Raw genomic sequence first — 17334 nt, 5'->3', positions numbered from 1 at the left:
GGTCGTCAACGCCGCCGGTAGGTCGGAGCCCGCTTCTCGAGAAATGCCGCAGTAGCTTCTGCAGCGTCCTCGGTGAGAGCGGTAATGACCTGCTGGCGGTTCTCGAACTCGATCGCCGCATGCAGGGTCGGGGTTTCCAGTGCCAACCACATGCCCTTCTTTGTCATCTCGACCGAGACCGGCGGATTGTTCAGGATCTCACCGGCGATTCGAAGTGCTTCGGTGAGAAGGTTTTCCGAGTCGACAACTTGGGAAACGAGCCCGATGGATCGCGCATGCGCGGCGTCGAATCGACGCCCGGTCAGCATCAGTTCGTGTGCATTGCCGGCCCCGACGATGCGTGGCAACAACCACGAGACGCCGATATCGCACGCCGAGTATCCGGCGGTAATGAACGAGACCGCAAATACTGCCTCGGGTGCGGATATCCGGATGTCACTGGCGCAGACGAGTGCTAGTCCGCCACCCGCCGCCGGCCCGTTCACCGCGGCGATCACAGGCTGGGGGAGTGAATTGATTCGCTCGGTCAGATGTGCAATGTCCTGCTGTCGTCCGAACGCCGCAAGGGTTCTGCCTTCTGCCTCGTCTCGCTCGGAGTCGCCGTAGCCCTTGAGGTCGAGCCCAGCGCAGAACGCTCGTCCCGCACCGGTGATGACCACGACACGACATGTTCTATCCGACGCGATGTCGTCCAGCGCTGCAGTTAGTGCCGCGACCAGATGGACGTCGAGCGCGTTGAGTCGTTCGGGTCGATTGAGAGTGAGCAGGGCAATGCCCGGCGTCGGTGTACTGATTTCGAGTAGGTCGGACATAGCCTGTTTCTCCTTGTTACTTATCGCTCGCTAAGGTATGAATATCAGTGAATCGCTTACTTCGGCAAGACTCTTCCGTCGCCGCTTCCTGCCGCGACCGGACGACTGCCTGAACGACAAGGACCCGACATGACTGCAACACGACCAGACGTCTACTCGACCCATGACAACGGCGTACTTCGTGTTGTGATCAACCGCCCGCATCGAATGAATGCGGTGAACACCGAAGCGTTGCAGAATCTCTCTACGATCTTCGACGATCACGCGCGTCGCGGCGACGTACGGGTAGCGGTACTCGAGGGAGCAGGCAGAGCATTCTGCACCGGGGCGGACCTCGCGGATGCAGTGTTGTCGGGTCCGCCCTCCGCGGACACCATCGATGCAGCCAACGACCTGGCGCGTGCCATCAGGTCGTTCCCCACCCCCGTGATCGCAGCGGTGCGAGGTCCCGCTGCAGGAGTGGGTGTTTCACTGGCATTGGCGTGTGATCTCACCCTAGCTGCGGAGTCCAGTTACCTCCTGCTCGCCTTCACCAAGGTGGGCTTGATGCCTGACGGCGGTGCAACAGCTCTTGTTGCGGCGTCGATCGGCCGGGCTCGGGCCATGCGAATGGCACTCCTAGCGGAAAAACTTTCGGCACGAGACGCTTTCGACAGTGGACTGATCTCGCAGATCTGCCCGGACGACGCATTCGACGACGAGCTTGCGGAGCTGATTCGTCGCCTGGGTAGCGGGCCGGGCAAGGCATTCCAGCAGACCAAGGACGCGATCAACGACGCCACCCTGACCGAACTGGACTCTGCCTTCGAGCGTGAGCGTGCCGGACAGATCTCACTACTCGCCGGTGCTGATTTTGCGGAAGGTGTTGCGGCGTTCCAAGGCAAGCGGGCGGCGGTGTTCGGTGGGTAGCAGTAGGCCGGGTGAACTGAGCGACGGGTTGCCGTCCGTGAATATTTGCAATACATCTCAGCTTTGACGTGGCACACTGGGTGACTCACAGCCGACGCACACGATCAGGAAGGACGCTCGAATGCACGCCAGCTTGTACTCGTACCGCAAGTCGCAGTCGATGATTCGTTTCCTGGACCGGCTGGCGGAAAACTCCGGCACGGCCGCCGGATTCCGCATGTGCTGAAGCCCCACCACTCGGGGCGTGCGCGTCCCGATACCAGCTCACCCAACGGGTGACCTCACGGCCGACCTCGGCCACCCCGGACGATCACACCTCGAGAACCACCACTCCCTCTGTGAGAGAACAAGGTTGTCGATTGTCATGCCTCGCCCACCCACCGCCATCACCACCCGAACCTGGATGAACGCGCACGTGCGAGTCCTCAACGCCACCTACGAGGACTTCGACCTCGTACCCGCCGCTCGCGCGGTCGTGCTGCTCGTCGAGGATCTTGCACTCACTCTGGTCGAGCACTCTCCGCGCTTCGTCGTGCGCTCCCAGCATGTGGCCATCCCGCTGCCACGGACGATCCAGCTGTTCGAGTACGTGCACACCCCGCCACGTCCGACGATCGACGACGACACCCGCGCGAGTTTTGCCGGCGTTCTGGCGCGAGACCACTATCGGTGCGCGTATTGCGGCGCGGCGGGGGCGACGACGGTCGACCACGTGTACCCACGTAGCCGAGGCGGAAACAACAGCTGGTCGAACCTCGTAGCGTGCTGCCTGACCTGCAATAACGCCAAGTCCGATCAGACCCCGGAAGAGTCAGGCATGCCGCTCCTCTGGGTACCTCGAACGCCTCGCACCGACCGCAAACGCCAACACACGATCTGGCGTGAATTGACTCCTCATCTCTGAATTGCCTTGGAAGGAGGCACATCCCATGACGACGATGATGACCTTGGCTGACCTGCTGCCTGTCTCGGAGGAGGTCGGAGACTGGGCCGTCGCCGCCTGCCGAGGTGATCGGCACCCAGACCGGTGGTTCCCCCACCCGAGTGAGGCGTTCGACTACGCGGCCGAGACCTGCGCCCGGTGCCCCATCACCATCGCGTGCGGCGCCTACGCGGCCGATACTGCGCAGACCGGGGTCTGGGGCGGCTGTGAGTACCGGCAGGGCAAGATTGTCCGCTGACTGCACGTCGGACCCATACCAGTGGTGGTGTGGGTCCGACGGTTTCGATCGTCTCAACGCCTGTCAGTTCTTGGCGATGTCCCGACCGATGATCTCCTTCATGATCTCGGTGGTCCCACCGTAGATCGTTTGAATTCGACTGTCGACGTAAGCTCGCCCAATCGGGTATTCCATCATGTAGCCGTACCCGCCGTGCAATTGGACGCATCGGTCCACGACACGCTTTTGTAGTTCACTTGCCCACCATTTTGCCTGCGCCGCTTCGACGGCGGAGAGTTCCCCGTCGTTGATCGCCAGGACTGCATTGTCGACGTACGCCTGTGTCACGTCGATTTCGGTGAGCATCTCGGCGAGCGCAAATCGTGTGTTCTGGAAGTCGCCGATGGGCTTTCCGAAGGCACGGCGGTCGAAGGCATAGGCCTTGGTCCATTCGTAGGCTGCACGTGCCACGCAGATTGCGCTGACGGCAATCGAGAGTCGCTCGCGGGGAAGTCGTTCCATCAAATGGATGAGTCCGCCGCCCTCTGTACCGAGTAGGTTGCTTGCCGGAACACGGACGTTCTCGAATGACAATTCGGCTGTGTCCTGGCCTGCAAGACCCACTTTGTGGAGCTTGCGACCGCGGGTGAACCCTTCCATCCCACGTTCGACGACCAGGAGGCTGAAGCCGCGCGATCCTGCGCTGGGATCGGTACGGGCAGCGACGATCACGATGTCGGCATGGATACCGCTCGTGATGAATGTCTTCTGGCCGTTCAAGATCCAGTCGTCTCCGTCACGAACGGCAGTGGTCTTGATGCCCTGCAGATCGCTACCGGTTCCCGGTTCGGTCATCGCAATGGCGCAGATGATCTCTCCGGCAGCCATTCCCGGAAGCCAGCGTTGTTTCTGCTCGTCGGTACCGAGATCGGCGATGTACGGGATGACGATATCGTCCTGGAGTCCGAGCCCGGCGCCGAACGAAGTGGTGGCGCTACGGGCGATCTCTTCGGCAACGATGTAACGGTAGCGGTAGTCGAGTTCTCCTGACCCGCCGTACTGTTCGGGTACGGCCAAGCCGACGATGCCCATCTTACCGGCGGCAAGCCATGCCGATCGGTCCACGAGACGGTTTGCTTCCCAGTCGTCGTAGTGTGGGCTCACCTCACGGGCGATGAACTCGCGGACGGAATCTCGATAGGCTTCGTGATCTTCGGTGAAGAGTGTGCGACGCATACTTCCCCTCCTGTCCTAGACGGAAACGCGTTCGGTCATCGAGCGCAGACGCGCTCCGATGATGTCCTCGGCTTCGGAGACCATGCGCTGCACCATGTCGTCGACGGTAGGGATGTCGTGGATCAGCCCCTGCGAGGTTCCGACGGTCCAGATGCCGGCGTCGGGATCGCCCTTCTCGTAGACGGTGCGTCCGCGGGCGCCGGCGACCAGTTCGCGGACGTCTTCGAATTGTCCTCCACGTGAGAGGATGTCGACCACCTCGCGGCTGACCGTGTTGCTGGCGACGCGAGCGGTGTTGCGCAGTGGCCGGAAGATGAGTTCGGTCTGGGTCTCGTCGGCGGCGACGATGGCTTCTTTGATGTTCTGATGAATCGGCGATTCGACGGTGCACATGAAGCGTGTGCCCATGTTGATGCCGTCGGCGCCGAGAGCAAGGGCGGCGACGAGTCCGCGGGCGTCGGCAAATCCGCCGGAGGCGATCATCGGAATCGAAATCTTCTCTGCCGCTGCGGGGATCAGAACCAACCCGGCTACGTCGTCTTCGCCGGGGTGACCGGCGCATTCGAAGCCGTCGATGCTGATGCCGTCGACACCGAGGTCCTGAGCCTTCACCGCGTGGCGCACGGTGGTGCACTTGTGGAGCACCTTGATTCCGGCGTCGTGGAACATCGGCAGGTGCGGTCCGGGGTTGGAGCCGGCGGTCTCGACGATCTTCACGCCCGAATCGACGATCACCTGGCGGTACTCGTCATATGGCGGCGGTGTGATGGACGGCAGGATCGTGAGGTTGACGCCGAAGGGCTGATCGGTGAGGTCACGGCAGCGGGCGATTTCGTTGGCCAGGTCCGCGGGTGTCGGTTGTGTCAATGCGGTGATGAATCCGAGTGCGCCGGCATTGGCTACGGCAGCAACGAGTTCCGCTCGCCCTACCCACTGCATACCGCCCTGCACGATGGGATGGCGAACACCGAACGTTTCCGTGAATGCTGTTGAGATCATGAGGGTCCTTGCTGTTGCGTCGGAGTGGAAGTCGGTCAGAGGTGGCTGATTCCGGCCAGGTCGCTGACGTAGTTTCGTGCCTTCGTGGAATCGAAGGAGCGTGCGATCTGCAGTTTCTCGGCTTCTAGTGAGCCTTCTGCGTGGGTTGCGAGTACGGATTGGTATCCGCCGTAGTCGCGGGCGGTGAGGTCGGCGATGAAGTTGAGTAGCCTCAAACGCTTTTCGGCAGGAACTGCTGCAGCGTAATACTTTTCGAGTACTGCGCGAATGTCGGGGTTGTCCCAGTCTTCGCCTCCGGGACCGGTGGCGAGCAGGCCGCCCGAGAGGTCGGTGAGTATTGCGACCGCGTTGTGAAATCCGTGGGCGAAGTGGTATTTGGCCATGTTGACGGCGAGCGGATCGGGCTGCTGAACGCCGTGCGCACCCGGCTTGGACCGGACGGCGGCCAGTTGCGCCAGCCCACGGACGGTTTCGCTCCAGGTGATCAGTTCCGTGATCTTGCCTTTGACGTGGCCGGCTTTGCTGATGCCGTTGGCTTCGGCGATCAGCGATGCCGCGCCGACCATGATGTCGAGCAGTGGCAGTTTGTAGTTGATGGCGGTGAAGCGGTGGTAGTCGACGAAAGCCAGTGCGAGCGGGCCGGCGAGTTCGGGTTGGCGGTTGAGGAAGACCCGATTCTTCGGTACGCGTACGTCGTTGAAGACGGTGAGCGATTCGAGCAGCTTGTGCTTCGTGGAGATCGGGAACTCGAACGAGTTGCGTTCCCCGGCAGCGTACGGGGAGACGTACAGTTCGAGGCCCGGCGTGTCGATCGGGATGGCGAAGGAGACCGCGTAGTCGGCGTCGTCGGGTCCCATGGCGCGGGTGGGTAGCACGATGAGCTCGTCGGCGTTCGCGGAGAACGAGGTGTGGCATTTGGCGCCGCGCACGGTGATGGAGTCGGCGTCTTCGTCGACGATGTGCAGGTAGAGGTCGGGGTCGGCCTGTTGACGCGGCGCGAGTGAACGGTCGCCTTTGACGTCGGTTTGGGCGACGGCCAGGGACAGGTCGCCTTCGCACACCCGCTGGTAGAAGGCGCGGGCGTTGTCGAGCCCTTCGCCGGTGGTGGCGCGTAGGAGTGCAAACAATGCGTCGCTGCCGACCTCTTTGAGGACGATGGTTCCGCCGCCGCGTCGTGATACCTCTTCGATGAGTGCTCCGCGGCGCACGAGGTCTTCGGCGGAGTTCGGTGCGACGTAGAACGCGCTGACTGGTTCGCCATCCACGTCGGTGATCGCGAGGTCGGGTCGGTCGTCGGCGATGTCGTAGCACAGTGCCGAATGATCCACTGCAAGAGTCAGTTCAGGCTCCGCGTAGACGTCGGATATCTTCTTCCCTCGGTAGAAGACCCGACGGTCGTCGTTGAGGCCTTTTCGGTACTGGTCACTGGACCGTATGCCCACGGGATACTTCCTTGCTCTTCGGTCGCGGTTATTGCCCTGAACATAGCTTAGCGATCGCTATATAAGCTATGTTGCACGGTCTTCAGATGTCAATGGGTTGGGTGAACGGCCATGCATCAGCGTGGTGACCCGTTCGGCGGCTTCGCGCACAAGTACGCCGAGTTCGGTAATGCGTTCCCCGGTTACGGATGACGGTGCGTCGACCAGGCAGAGAATCAGTGCGGGTGATGTGTCTTGATCGAATGCGGTCGCGTTCACGGACAGCAGTTGGTAGTGCGCGTTCGGGTCGATTGTTCCCACGGCAACGTCCGCGGACAGCAGTCGACGTGCCTCTCTCAGTGCGAGCGCGGCCCGCTGTCCGCCGACCCCCGGTGTGCGCAACTCTGCGACCGCATCGGAGATCGAACGGTCCTGTTGCCAAAGGCATTCCACGGCAAATCCGCGCTCCCGGACAGTGTCGAGGATCGGTTCGTACTCTGCCTGTAAAAAGTCGGTCTCCGTGCTCAGGGCTTTTGTACCGAGTTGGAGCCACTCGTCGAGTTGATCCTGCCCGTACCAAGCTGCCAGTGCGGCGCCTAATGGTGGTGCCATCAACACCTTGTCGCCGACGCGTAGTCCGAGCGTTCCGCTGCGTCCGGAGATCGGTTGAACAACTTCTGCGACAACCAGATCGGCGCCTGACCGGATGAATCCCAGGCATGCCAGTTCTGACGTGTCGGCCAATTCATGCATGACGGTTCGGGCGAGATCGACGACATCGGTTGCGCGAGAGGCGGCCTGACCGATCGGGACCAGGGCGGGGCCGAGTTGGTACGTCTTGCGAACGGGATGGCGGACGAGCCAGCCCGACTCCGCCAGCGCGACGACCATGGGATAGCAGGTTGCCTTTGCGACCCCTAGGTGCCGAGCAATGTCGGCGAGGCTTCGCCCAGTTTTGGGATCGGATGCCAACAGTTCGGTGAGCATGACGATGCGATCGGTCTGCGGTGAGTTACGTGCCATGTGTTCGCATAATGCCACTCTGGCGCCGCACTGTGACCCACGCTACTGTTCAGATACTTAGCGATCGTTAATCAAGCGCCATGATTTCCGGAAGGACAACACATGACTGTCAATGGTGGCGAACTACTTGCCAGAGCCCTGGCCGAAGCTGGAACTACCGAGGTATTCACCCTGCACGGAGGGCATTTGGATGCTTTCCTCGTTGCCTGTCGGCGAAACGGCATTCGCCTCACCGACACCCGTCACGAAGCCACTGCCGGACATGCCGCCGACGCCTACGCGCGGGTGACCGGGACGTACGGCGTTTGTGTCGTCACGTCCGGTCCTGGCTTTACCAACGTCTACACCGCGCTGACAAATGCGCTCCTCGATCGCACCCCGACCATCTTCGTTGTGGGCGCTCCGCCGATGCGCGAGACCGAGACGAATCCGCTGCAAGGTGGGTTCGATCAGATAGCAGCGGCCACACCGGTGACCAAGTGGGCCTATCGCATAACCGACCCCGCACGCGTGCCCGAAATCGTTGCACTGGCTATTCGTAAGGCTACGACCGGAATTCCGGGTCCGGTGCTGCTCGAAGTTCCGATCGACGTGATGTTCGGCGAGGCCGACGAAAATGCCGTGAGATTCCCCGCGAACTACACAGTCGACGCCCGGCCCGGTCCAACTGCCTCGGCCGTCGAAGCCGCACTCGATGTTCTTGGCGAAGCGAACAATCCTGCGATAGTCATCGGCGGTGGTGTCACGTTCTCCCGCGCCGGCGAGGCTCTGGTGGCATTCGCGGAAGCAGTGGATGTACCAGTGTTCTACCCGGGAAAGTCGGATGGAGCGATACCCGCAAGTCATCGTCTCGCCGGCGGTGGACTGTTGGCGATCGGGTCTTTGCCTGCGCTCGGACAGCCCACTCCCGACGTAGTGCTGATAGTCGGAGCCCGGGCCGGAATGTTCACCGGCGGGCGCACCAGCTTGTTCCCTGGCGCGCGATTGATACAGATCGACGTCGACGCGTCCGAAATCGGACGTATGCAGGATGTCGAGGTTCCGATCCTCGCCGACTGCCGCGAGGCGCTCGTTGCGTTGAAAACTGCTGCTGATCAACGTCAATGGCCCGACTGGAGGACCTGGGTCGAGGCCGCCACCAGTGCGAAGCACGCACATCGTCATGGATTCACGGATGAGCAGACGCAGACCGGCAAGGCGCATCCGTACTTTGCGGCGCGCGCGATCGTAGAGGCTTGCCCTCCCGGCACGACCTTTGTCATGGACGGTGCCGAGGCGCCGTCATGGGGTGAATTCTTCACGACGACAGAACAAGTGGGTGGCGTTCTGCGCCTCGGATATCTCGGTTGTCTGGGAGTCGGGCCGGGATTTGCCATCGGCGCACATCGTGCGCGCCCGGAATCGCCCGTCGTGCTGATCACCGGCGACGGTGCTGCAGGATTCCACATCCAGGAATTCGACACCATGGCCCGTCACGGAATACCCGTTGTGACAGTGGTATTCAACAACGCAGTGTGGGGGATGTCGATCCATGGTCAGGAAGCTGTGTACGGGGATGAAGGTATCGTCGTCTCAGAGCTCGCGGACAGCGCATATGAGAAGGTTGCCGAGGCCTTCGGCGGGTACGGCGAGCGAGTGAAGGATGTTGCATCTATCGCCGACGCGATGAAGCGTGCATTCGACGCTGGGGTGCCCGCATGCATCAACGTCGAGGTGGATCCACACGTCGTCCACCCCATTACGACAATGATGCTCGGCGACGTCACCAGCACGGACGAAATCGTGGTCCCCTACTACGAGAACATTCCTCGCTGATGTCGACACGTGTTGCGGGGAAAGTGGCGGTCGTCATCGGCGGAGCATCCGGCATCGGTTGGGCAACAGCACAATTGCTGGCGTCAGAAGGTGCAACTGTCGTGATCGGAGACATCGATGTCGAAGGTGGACGGTCCCGCGCCGTCGAACTCGGCAGGGGAGCCGAAGCCGTGTGCGTCGATGTTGTCGACGAGGAATCGGTTCGCACGGTCTTCGAAGAAACTCGGGCGAGGCTCGGTCGGGTGGACATTGCGGTCAACTGCGCCGGCTTGAATCTGCCCGGATTCATCACCGAGTTGGACGCCGATACGTGGAGGCGCACGGTGGATATCTGCCTGACCGGTGGGTTCTTCGTCATCAAACATGCTGCCCGAGCGATGGAGGCCGGGGGAGCGATCGTCTCGATCACCTCTCTGAACGCACGCCAGGCTGCCGCAGGGTTTGCGGGATACTGCTCCGCCAAAGCAGGTCTCGCCATGCTCACCGAGGTTGCAGCGCTCGAGCTCGGTGAGCGCGGAATCAGGGTTAACGCCGTCTCACCCGGTCTGGTCGAGACACCCCTTGTCGAGGGGCTGACATCTGTCCCGGTCATCCAGGCAGATTTCACGGAGAACACCCCGCTCGGACGTAACGGGTCGCCGCGCGATGTTGCGGAAGCTGTGCTCTACCTGGCCTCCGACGCGTCGTCGTGGACAACGGGGGAGGTTCTCGACGTCAATGGCGGTGCGCATTTGCGTCGGTACCCCGATGTCATGAAACACCTCGGGGCCCTGTCGTAGCGGCAAGCTTCGCGGCTGCCCTGCCGCACATGAATCCGCTCCTTCGAACTGAGAAAGATCTACTCACATGATTACGGAGTACCGCCTCGCCGACGAGAGTCGTCGTCATGCTCTTGCTCGACCCGACGCCCTTGCTCTGACTGGCCGTGATGGTTCGATCACTTTCGCGGAGTTGGACATTCGAACAAACAGGCTTGCGAATGTTCTGATCGCGCTCGGTTGTGGTCCGGGCTCTCGGGTGGCGGTCGTGGACAGAAGTTCCACGCAGGTGGTCGAGGCAGTGCTGGCCGCGGCGAAGATCGGGGCAGTGACCATCCCGGTGAATTGGCGATTGTCCGGTGTGGAGGCCGCCGAGGTGCTCGCCGATTCGGAAGCGCAAGTGTTGTTCTTTCACAGTGAATTCGACGGGGTGGTCTCCGCAGTCCGGGAATCCGGAGCGCCGATGCAGCGGTTGGTTCAGATCGACGGCACCGGCCCATTGGACTACGAAGCTCGATTGGCTGGTGCGAGCGCGGTGGATCCCGGTTGGCGTGGAGGCTCGGATGACGTTGTTCTGCAACTCTATACGTCCGGTACGACGGCAAAGCCCAAAGGTGTTCTCACGTCGAACCGGAACCTCGGGGCGTGCACACAGACCGGTGGCCCGTGGGGATTCGACGAATCATCCGTCAGCTTGTGTGCGATGCCGCTGTTTCACATCGGTGGATTGGGTTGGGCCCTCGTCGGTCTCGCGAACGGCGCGCACAACGTGATTCTGTCGGAGTTCACGCCGCCTGACCTGCTGGACGTGTTGGAGACCATGAGCATCACGAATACATTCCTGGTGCCTTCCGTGATCGGGATGATGGTCGAAGTACCGGGCGCGCGAGACCGAGATTTTGCAGCGCTCAGATCTATCGCCTACGGGTCCTCGCCGATCACACCGGCAGTGTTGAGGCGAGCTCTCGACACATTCGACACCCCGCTGTTTCAGGTCTACGGTTTGACCGAAACACACGGAGCTGTAACACAACTCGATGCGGCCGACCATTCGGTTGACGGAGAGAGAGCCTCGCTGTTGCGGTCGGTGGGCAAGCCGTACCCCTGGGTGGAGTTGAAGGTTGTGGGCGCGGGAACATCCGAAGGAATGCTTGGAGAGTCGGTAGCACTTGGAGAGTCGGGGGAGATCTGCATCAGATCCGAGCAGACTACGCAGGGCTACTACGAACGTCCGACTGAGACGGCGGCTGCGATCGATGCAGACGGTTGGTTTCACACCGGCGATGTCGGACGGATCGACGACGATGGATACGTCTACATCACCGATCGGATCAAGGACATGATCATCTCCGGTGGCGAGAACGTGTACCCCGTCGAGGTCGAATCGGTGATCGCCGAATATCCCGGCGTTTCACAGGTTGCCGTTGTCGGAGTGGAGGATCCGGTCTGGGGTGAGGCAGTCAAGGCGGTGGTGGTCGCTGCTGCAGATCACGAACTCGATGCCACCGCGATACTCGCATTCACGCGAGCACGTCTCGCCGGATACAAGTGCCCGAAATCGATCGACGTCGTTGCTGAACTTCCACTTGGCGCTACCGGAAAGATACTCAAGCGCGAACTTCGAGCGCAGTACGCAGCACTGTGAGAACTAGCGAGTCCGCTTGCGGCGAGGCTTGTATCCCACCGTGTTCAGGGCGATCTCTGCGTATTTCTTGGCGACTTCCTCCGGGCTGAGTTCGCCTTCCGCGTGGTACCACCGCGGAATGGACTGACACATGGCGAGTAGTGCGCGAGTGGTCTCGGCTGTATCGGCGACAGAGAACACTCCTCGTTCGACGCCATCGCTGACGATGGCGAGGGCGAGTTCCTCGATGCCCTTGCGGACAACGCGGTATCGCTGCCGGTTCTCGGGGCTGAGGTACCGCACCTCACCTTCGAGGGCAGCCAGGCGCGATCGGGTTGTCATGCGCAGCACGATTGCTTCGACGACATTCGTGAGCTGTTCGCACGGGTCGTCACCGCCGTCGGCCGATGCGGTGTGTGCACGCGCGAGCACGTCGCCGGTCGAGATCTCCAAGAGCGCGAGGAGGATCCCTTCCTTGCTCTGATGGTGGTAGTACAGCGCAGGAATCGTGACACCGACGCGACGCGCGATGTCTCGCACGGAGGTGCCGTGGAAGCCGTTGTCGTAGAATCCTTCGAGGGCAGCTTGGAGGATGGGGCTCAGTTCGAGTGGCTCGATCCGTCGCCAACTGGCCTCGGTGGTGGCGATTTTCGCCGAATTCTTCGTGACCATGACTTCTCCATTAGCTATCGTTCGATAAGGTTTGGGGGGATCGTACGCTGCGGAGGTCCATGCTCCTTCGTGCGGCGGACTACGGACAAGGCGGTTGGTTTCCGCGACCAGGCCCTTCCCGATGTGTCGGAATATCGCGGCGGGTGCACAATATTGAAATGCCGAATTCAAGTCCTAAGTCCGCCTGGAAGTCCCTCCGTGAGGGAAACGAGCGATTTGTGGGCGGCGAGTCCATCCATCCCAGCCAGGGAATCGCGGATCGCGCGAAGCTGGTCAACGAACAGCACCCCACCGCCGTGCTGTTTGGTTGTGGTGATTCACGTGTTGCCGCCGAGATCATCTTCGATCAGGGGTTGGGTGACATGTTCGTCGTCCGCACTGCAGGTCACGTGCTCGACGATTCCGTTCTCGGTTCCATCGAGTACGCCGTCCATGTTCTCAACGTGCCTCTCATCGTTGTGCTCGGGCACGACGGCTGTGGCGCCGTCAAAGCCACGCTCGACGCTCTCGACAAGGGCGCAGTGCCAGACGGTTTCATTCGCAGTGTGATCGAACGCGTTGCGCCGTCCATTCTCATGGGACGCAACGAAGGCCTGAAGACTGTCGACGAACTCGAGGGCCGGCACGTTGTCGAGACGGGCTCGCTCATCATGCAGCGGTCACGAATCATTGCCGACAAGGTGGCCAAGGGAGAGTGCGCGATCGCAGGTGTCACCTACACGCTGTCCGACGGACACATGCGCCTGCAGGGCGTAGTAGGCGAAATCGGCGAGTAGGCCGGGATAATCCCCGCAGTCCTTCGTCACACGGTGCCGACACGCCGTCTCAGCTGACCGTTTGTGAGCCTTTCGCCAACTACCGTTGAGACCGTGTTGGAACCGAATGGACCACTGCCCCCTCAGATCTACTGGCGTCGCCGGGCTCTGGCCATCGGTGCTGCCGTTATCGCCCTGGTGTTGCTGATCTGGGCGATTTCGGCACTGGTCGGTGGGGGAGACGATCCTGCCGAAGCAGATGCCGCGGCCGCGACTTCCTCACTGACGTCGGAGGTGTCGTTCACGCCGAACCCGTCAGGAAGCAACAGCTCCGGCGGCAACGGTGGCGGCGGCAGTGGTGATTCCGGTTCGAATGGTTCTGCGACGTCCGCTGCTGCGAGTTCGACAACCTCGGCGACCAGTGCGGCTCCGGTGCCTGCTGGGCAGTGCGCCGACTCGTCCCTCGCAGTCAAGGCAACCGCAGACAAGCCGACCTTCGCCGGTGGTGAGGAACCGACCTTCACGATTGTCATCACGAACATCGGTTCCGCCGCGTGTGACCGCGACCTGGCCGGCGGACTCCAGCAGGTGCTTGTCTACAGCATCGACGGTAAGAACCGACTGTGGTCCAACGTCGACTGCTACCCGCAGCCTGCTCCGGATGTGCGCAACCTCGAACCGGGTGAGCAGGCCGCCTTCAAGGTTGCCTGGTCTGCCACGACGTCGACTCCGGACTGCGCCACTTCGCAGAATCCGCAGCGCAATCCCGTGGGTCCCGGCGCGTACACCGTCGTCGGCCAGCTCGGTGCACTACGTAGCGGCGCGGAGCCGTTCAATATCGCCTAGTAGCGGCGCGGAGCCGTTCAATATCGCCTAGTAGCGGCGCGGAGCCGTTCAATATCGCCTAGTTGAACGAACCGGTGATCGAAGATTCGGCGAGCCGTGACAGACCTTCGCGGATGTGACGGGCCCACAGCCCACCGATACCTTCGACTGATTGAAGGTCGGCCGCAGTAGCAGCCAACAGAGCTTGCAAGGTGCCGAATGATCCGACCAATCGGTGGATCTGATGGAACTGAAGCCGCGGTACCCGCATGAGAACCCGGTATCCGCGGGGTGTCATCGGGGTATCGAGGGCTTCGATCGTGCCCGGGTAACCGAGCACTCGGGCGAGTGTTGTCAGGTCGAGGAGATCGGCATCGGTGACACGGTCCAGGGCAGCGAGCACATTGTCCATCGCGGCGGTTCCGACCGGCTCGGGGCCGGCAAGGTAGTCGCGAACGATGAGCTGACGCGCAATGTCGTTGTCGCCGACCAGTTCTTCGAGCTGAAGGGCGAGCTGGCGACCGTCGGTGCCGAGTTCGAGGACGTCCTGTTCGATCTCGAGCGATACGCGTCGAACCATCTCGAGTCTCTGCACCACTGTCAGTGCGTCGCGCAGCGTCACGAAGTCCTCGATCTCGACGACGGACAGCGATCTGGTGACCTCGTCGAGGCGTGCCTTGTATCGCTCGAGTGTCGCAACGGCTTGATTTGCCCGGGAAAGGATCGTGGCGGAACCTTCGATGACGTGTCTGATGCCGCCGACGTAGACGCTCACGATCGACATCGACTGGCTTACCGACACGACCGGGTATCCGGTCTGGATTGCCGTGCGTTCCGCTGCCCGGTGCCGAGTGCCGGATTCGACGGTCGGGATTTTGTGGTCCGGAACGAGTTGAACATTTGCGCGGACGATGTGCGAGCCGTCCGTGGACAGCACCACGGCACCGTCCATCTTCGAGAGTTCCCGAAGGCGGGTGGGCGCGAACTCGACGTCGAGGTTGAAACCACCGTCGCAGAGCGCTTCGATCTCGTCGTCGTAACCGAGGACGATCAGGGCGCCGGTGCGACCTCGAAGAATGCGTTCGAGGCCGTCGCGCAGCGCGGTTCCGGGGGCCAATCTGGCGATGGTTTCTCTCAACGCCGGCGACGACTGGGGATCCGCCATCGCACTGATCATTGAGAAACTCCCTGCTGAGGTCGATGTCACTAAGTCCGGGTCCGATAGCTGGTACTGGCAGATCCTTCGATTAGATTACCTATCCGTGAGTAGCACCTGGACTTTGCCTGACGACCTGACCGTGCCCGTGCCCGTCGAATTCTTCCCGGCGGCGGGTGAGAAGTTGCCTCAGCACTGGTCGAAGTGCTTCGGTTGCGGCGACGATCAGCCGGCCGGGATGGCGATGAGTTTCAAGGCGGGCGAGGGCCTCGAAGTGACCGGACGCCTCGAAGTCGCGAAGAAGTACCAGGGTGGACCCGGAGTCATTCACGGCGGAATTCTGTCCACCGCTTTCGACGAGGTGCAGGGCGTGGCATGCATGGTCCTCGGCACTCCGGTGGTGACCGGTCACCTCGAGATCGACTTTGCTCGGCCGATTCCGCTTGGTTCGGTTCTCGAGTTTCGGGCTCGCGTCGAGGGCACCGTTCGCCGCAAGGTCTACACCAGCGCAGAAGCTGTCATCGTCGAAGGTCCAGCCGCTGATCCGGACGTCATTGTCGGAACGTCGCGCGGACTGTTCCTGACCATCACACCCGAGCATTTTGCACAAACCCAGGAATTTGTCGACGGCGTTCCGACGTCGCCGTTCGGGACCTCGTCCGTCTGATTGCCCTGTGCTGAGCACCTCCGTCATTTGACGGGGGTGAGCTTGGGTCGAGGCGCGCCCTGCTTGCCACCGAGCAAACCGGCGTAGGTCAATGCTTCGGCTATGTTCGTCACTTCGTTGACTCTCATACCGGGAATGTTCGGCCCGGAGTCGACCGGCACTATTGCGCTCGTGAATCCCAATCGGGCAGCTTCGATCAGTCGTCGGTTGACGCCGGCAACTCGGCGAACCTCACCGGCGAGTCCGACTTCGCCGAGGATCACCATTCCCTTGGGAACTGGCTTTCCCTTCACTGCGGACGTCACGGCGATGGCGAGGGCCAAATCGGCACCCGGTTCCGTCATTCGCATGCCGCCCACCGTTGCCGCGTAGACGTCGGCTTTGGCGATCGATACTCCGGCGCGTCGCTCGAGTACCGCTAGAACCATGGCGACGCGCGCGGTGTCCAGGCCGCTCACAGCGCGGCGGGGAGTGGGGAGTGGGGTAGGCGCCACTAATGCCTGTACTTCGCCGAGCAGCGGGCGTTTGCCGTCCATCATCACGGTGACAGCAGTGCCCTCCACCATCTCTTCCCGATGGTGAAGGAACAATCCGGACGGATCGCTGATCTCGTTGATGCCTTGTTCGGTGAGTTCGAAACAACCCACCTCGTCGGCTGCTCCGAATCGGTTCTTCACGCCGCGGACCATGCGAAGCGTGGAGTGTTTGTCTCCTTCGAAATGTAGGACAACGTCGACGAGATGCTCGAGCGACCGTGGGCCGGCCACGGCTCCGTCCTTGGTGACGTGGCCGATAAGGAGTACGGGGATTCCACTGGATTTCGCCAACGACGTGAGCGCGCTGGTGACCGCTTTGACCTGTGTGACGCCACCGACAACGCCGTCGACGTCGGCCGCGAGCATGGTCTGCACGGAGTCGACGATCACCAGGGTGGGTTTGACCTGCTCGACGTGGCCGAGGATGGTCGCGAGATCATTTTCCGCGGCCAGATACATCCGTTCGTGGACGGAATTGGTGCGATCGGCCCGGAGCCTGACCTGCCCGGCCGACTCCTCTCCGGTGACGTACAGCGCGCGGTCTTGCGGACTCCGCATCGCCCACCGGTAGACGACCTCGAGCAGCAGCGTGGATTTGCCGACGCCAGGTTCCCCGGCGAGCAGGACGACCGACCCTGGAACGACACCACCGCCGAGAACTCGATCGAGTTCACCGATCCCGGTGGGCTTGGCCTTGGTGCTCTGGCTGTCGATCTGGGTGAGCGGAGTGGCGGGTGTGGTGGGCAGGACAGCGGCCGATCCGGCCTTGGCGAGCGATGCTCCCGCGCGACTGGCGACCGGAGCGACGACGGACACTTCGGACATGGAGCCCCACGTGTCGCACTCGGGGCAGCGGCCGACCCATTTGGGCACGACGGATTTGCATTCGGAGCACCGGTAGTTCGATTTCGCTTTGGCCACCGGAACAGACTAGAGGCGAGGTCCGACATGGACCCCGCCTCTAGT

At 61.9% G+C, this 17334-nt stretch carries 17 protein-coding genes; 9 read left to right on the top strand and 8 right to left on the bottom strand.

All coding sequences use genetic code 11. The annotated features are described in order from the left end of the window. Positions 1-5: 5 nt before the first annotated feature. The gene (locus FEZ60_RS08920) at positions 6-812 is read right to left on the bottom strand and encodes an enoyl-CoA hydratase/isomerase family protein (protein ID WP_092806076.1); all 807 of its coding nucleotides are present in this window, start codon (positions 810-812) and stop codon (positions 6-8) included. A 129-nt stretch (positions 813-941) separates the two neighbouring features. On the opposite strand from FEZ60_RS08920, the gene FEZ60_RS08915 reads away from it, so the two are divergent. The 3 genes from FEZ60_RS08915 to FEZ60_RS08905 all read left to right on the top strand — a co-directional run bounded on the left by FEZ60_RS08915 (position 942) and on the right by FEZ60_RS08905 (position 2902). Continuing rightward, positions 942-1721, top strand: a complete 780-nt coding sequence (locus FEZ60_RS08915) for an enoyl-CoA hydratase (RefSeq protein WP_172935930.1) — start codon at positions 942-944, stop codon at positions 1719-1721. Positions 1722-2085: 364 nt separating this feature from the next. Beyond that, positions 2086-2625, top strand: a complete 540-nt coding sequence (locus FEZ60_RS08910; protein WP_242484473.1) for an HNH endonuclease — start codon at positions 2086-2088, stop codon at positions 2623-2625. Between the two features lie 25 nt (positions 2626-2650). Then, a complete protein-coding gene (locus FEZ60_RS08905; protein ID WP_033236363.1) occupies positions 2651-2902 on the top strand; it encodes a WhiB family transcriptional regulator in 252 nt (83 codons plus the stop codon). Positions 2903-2965: 63 nt separating this feature from the next. Here FEZ60_RS08905 and FEZ60_RS08900 read toward each other — a convergent pair whose 3' ends face one another. From FEZ60_RS08900 to FEZ60_RS08885, 4 genes are all read right to left on the bottom strand, one after another. Continuing rightward, entirely contained in the window at positions 2966-4117 is a 1152-nt protein-coding gene (locus FEZ60_RS08900; RefSeq protein WP_172935929.1) for an acyl-CoA dehydrogenase family protein, read from the bottom strand. Between the two features lie 15 nt (positions 4118-4132). Then, entirely contained in the window at positions 4133-5116 is a 984-nt protein-coding gene (locus tag FEZ60_RS08895; RefSeq protein ID WP_033236365.1) for a nitronate monooxygenase family protein, read from the bottom strand. Positions 5117-5151: 35 nt separating this feature from the next. Further along, positions 5152-6558: a 4-hydroxyphenylacetate 3-hydroxylase N-terminal domain-containing protein gene (locus tag FEZ60_RS33090; protein ID WP_172935928.1), complete on the bottom strand. Its 1407-nt coding sequence runs from the start codon at positions 6556-6558 to the stop codon at positions 5152-5154. Between the two features lie 66 nt (positions 6559-6624). After that, complete coding sequence (locus FEZ60_RS08885) at positions 6625-7560, bottom strand: helix-turn-helix domain-containing protein (protein WP_045068383.1); 936 nt, start codon at positions 7558-7560, stop codon at positions 6625-6627. Between the two features lie 102 nt (positions 7561-7662). Here FEZ60_RS08885 and FEZ60_RS08880 point away from each other — a divergent pair, with 102 nt between their 5' ends. The 3 genes from FEZ60_RS08880 (at position 7663) to FEZ60_RS08870 (ending at position 11778) form a co-directional block, all read left to right on the top strand. Further along, positions 7663-9375, top strand: a complete 1713-nt coding sequence (locus tag FEZ60_RS08880; RefSeq protein WP_045068385.1) for a thiamine pyrophosphate-binding protein — start codon at positions 7663-7665, stop codon at positions 9373-9375. Then, on the top strand, positions 9375-10154 hold the full coding sequence (locus tag FEZ60_RS08875; protein ID WP_033236369.1) for an SDR family oxidoreductase: 780 nt from the start codon (positions 9375-9377) through the stop codon (positions 10152-10154). Before FEZ60_RS08880 ends, FEZ60_RS08875 begins: the two co-directional genes overlap by 1 nt. 67 nt (positions 10155-10221) lie before the next feature. Next, positions 10222-11778, top strand: coding sequence for a long-chain-fatty-acid--CoA ligase (locus FEZ60_RS08870; RefSeq protein ID WP_172935927.1), 1557 nt, complete (start codon positions 10222-10224; stop codon positions 11776-11778). 3 nt (positions 11779-11781) lie between these two features. Here FEZ60_RS08870 and FEZ60_RS08865 read toward each other — a convergent pair whose 3' ends face one another. Beyond that, complete coding sequence (locus FEZ60_RS08865; protein WP_172935926.1) at positions 11782-12429, bottom strand: TetR/AcrR family transcriptional regulator; 648 nt, start codon at positions 12427-12429, stop codon at positions 11782-11784. A 158-nt stretch (positions 12430-12587) separates the two neighbouring features. Between FEZ60_RS08865 and FEZ60_RS08860 the strand changes: the two genes are divergently transcribed. Next, entirely contained in the window at positions 12588-13205 is a 618-nt protein-coding gene (locus FEZ60_RS08860; RefSeq protein WP_033232570.1) for a carbonic anhydrase, read from the top strand. 93 nt (positions 13206-13298) lie between these two features. Continuing rightward, the gene (locus tag FEZ60_RS08855) at positions 13299-14030 is read left to right on the top strand and encodes a DUF4232 domain-containing protein (RefSeq protein WP_172935925.1); all 732 of its coding nucleotides are present in this window, start codon (positions 13299-13301) and stop codon (positions 14028-14030) included. A 58-nt stretch (positions 14031-14088) separates the two neighbouring features. Here the strand turns inward: FEZ60_RS08855 and disA are convergent, their stop codons facing one another. Next, entirely contained in the window at positions 14089-15174 is a 1086-nt protein-coding gene (gene disA, locus FEZ60_RS08850) for a DNA integrity scanning diadenylate cyclase DisA (protein ID WP_033232701.1), read from the bottom strand. 97 nt (positions 15175-15271) lie between these two features. Here disA and FEZ60_RS08845 point away from each other — a divergent pair, with 97 nt between their 5' ends. Further along, positions 15272-15832 carry a PaaI family thioesterase gene (locus tag FEZ60_RS08845; RefSeq protein WP_033232699.1) on the top strand — a complete coding sequence of 187 codons (561 nt, stop codon included), beginning with the start codon at positions 15272-15274 and terminating at the stop codon, positions 15830-15832. A 23-nt stretch (positions 15833-15855) separates the two neighbouring features. On the opposite strand, the gene radA is transcribed toward FEZ60_RS08845, so the two are convergent. Beyond that, a complete protein-coding gene (radA, locus tag FEZ60_RS08840) occupies positions 15856-17289 on the bottom strand; it encodes a DNA repair protein RadA (protein WP_033232563.1) in 1434 nt (477 codons plus the stop codon). Between the last annotated feature and the right edge of the window lie 45 nt (positions 17290-17334).

It is taken from the genome of Rhodococcus sp. MS16, assembly GCF_013277795.1.
GTDB classification, from domain to species: Bacteria; Actinomycetota; Actinomycetes; order Mycobacteriales; family Mycobacteriaceae; genus Rhodococcus_F; species Rhodococcus_F globerula.
The sequence above is the reverse complement of the archived record's forward strand: the minus strand, read 5'-3'. Positions and strand labels throughout refer to the sequence as shown.

Bases quoted from the DNA above. Each gene is read 5' to 3' on its own strand.
- FEZ60_RS08920 (WP_092806076.1), bottom strand. From the start codon at position 812: ATGTCCGACCTACTCGAAATCAGTACACCGACGCCGGGCATTGCCCTG.
- disA (WP_033232701.1), bottom strand. From the start codon at position 15,174: ATGGCGGATCCCCAGTCGTCGCCGGCGTTGAGAGAAACCATCGCCAGA.
- FEZ60_RS08860 (WP_033232570.1), top strand. From the start codon at position 12,588: ATGCCGAATTCAAGTCCTAAGTCCGCCTGGAAGTCCCTCCGTGAGGGA.
- FEZ60_RS08905 (WP_033236363.1), top strand. From the start codon at position 2,651: ATGACGACGATGATGACCTTGGCTGACCTGCTGCCTGTCTCGGAGGAG.
- FEZ60_RS08900 (WP_172935929.1), bottom strand. From the start codon at position 4,117: ATGCGTCGCACACTCTTCACCGAAGATCACGAAGCCTATCGAGATTCC.
- FEZ60_RS08870 (WP_172935927.1), top strand. From the start codon at position 10,222: ATGATTACGGAGTACCGCCTCGCCGACGAGAGTCGTCGTCATGCTCTT.
- FEZ60_RS08915 (WP_172935930.1), top strand. From the start codon at position 942: ATGACTGCAACACGACCAGACGTCTACTCGACCCATGACAACGGCGTA.
- FEZ60_RS08865 (WP_172935926.1), bottom strand. From the start codon at position 12,429: ATGGTCACGAAGAATTCGGCGAAAATCGCCACCACCGAGGCCAGTTGG.
- FEZ60_RS08910 (WP_242484473.1), top strand. From the start codon at position 2,086: ATGCCTCGCCCACCCACCGCCATCACCACCCGAACCTGGATGAACGCG.
- FEZ60_RS08875 (WP_033236369.1), top strand. From the start codon at position 9,375: ATGTCGACACGTGTTGCGGGGAAAGTGGCGGTCGTCATCGGCGGAGCA.
- FEZ60_RS08895 (WP_033236365.1), bottom strand. From the start codon at position 5,116: ATGATCTCAACAGCATTCACGGAAACGTTCGGTGTTCGCCATCCCATC.
- FEZ60_RS08880 (WP_045068385.1), top strand. From the start codon at position 7,663: ATGACTGTCAATGGTGGCGAACTACTTGCCAGAGCCCTGGCCGAAGCT.
- FEZ60_RS08885 (WP_045068383.1), bottom strand. From the start codon at position 7,560: ATGGCACGTAACTCACCGCAGACCGATCGCATCGTCATGCTCACCGAA.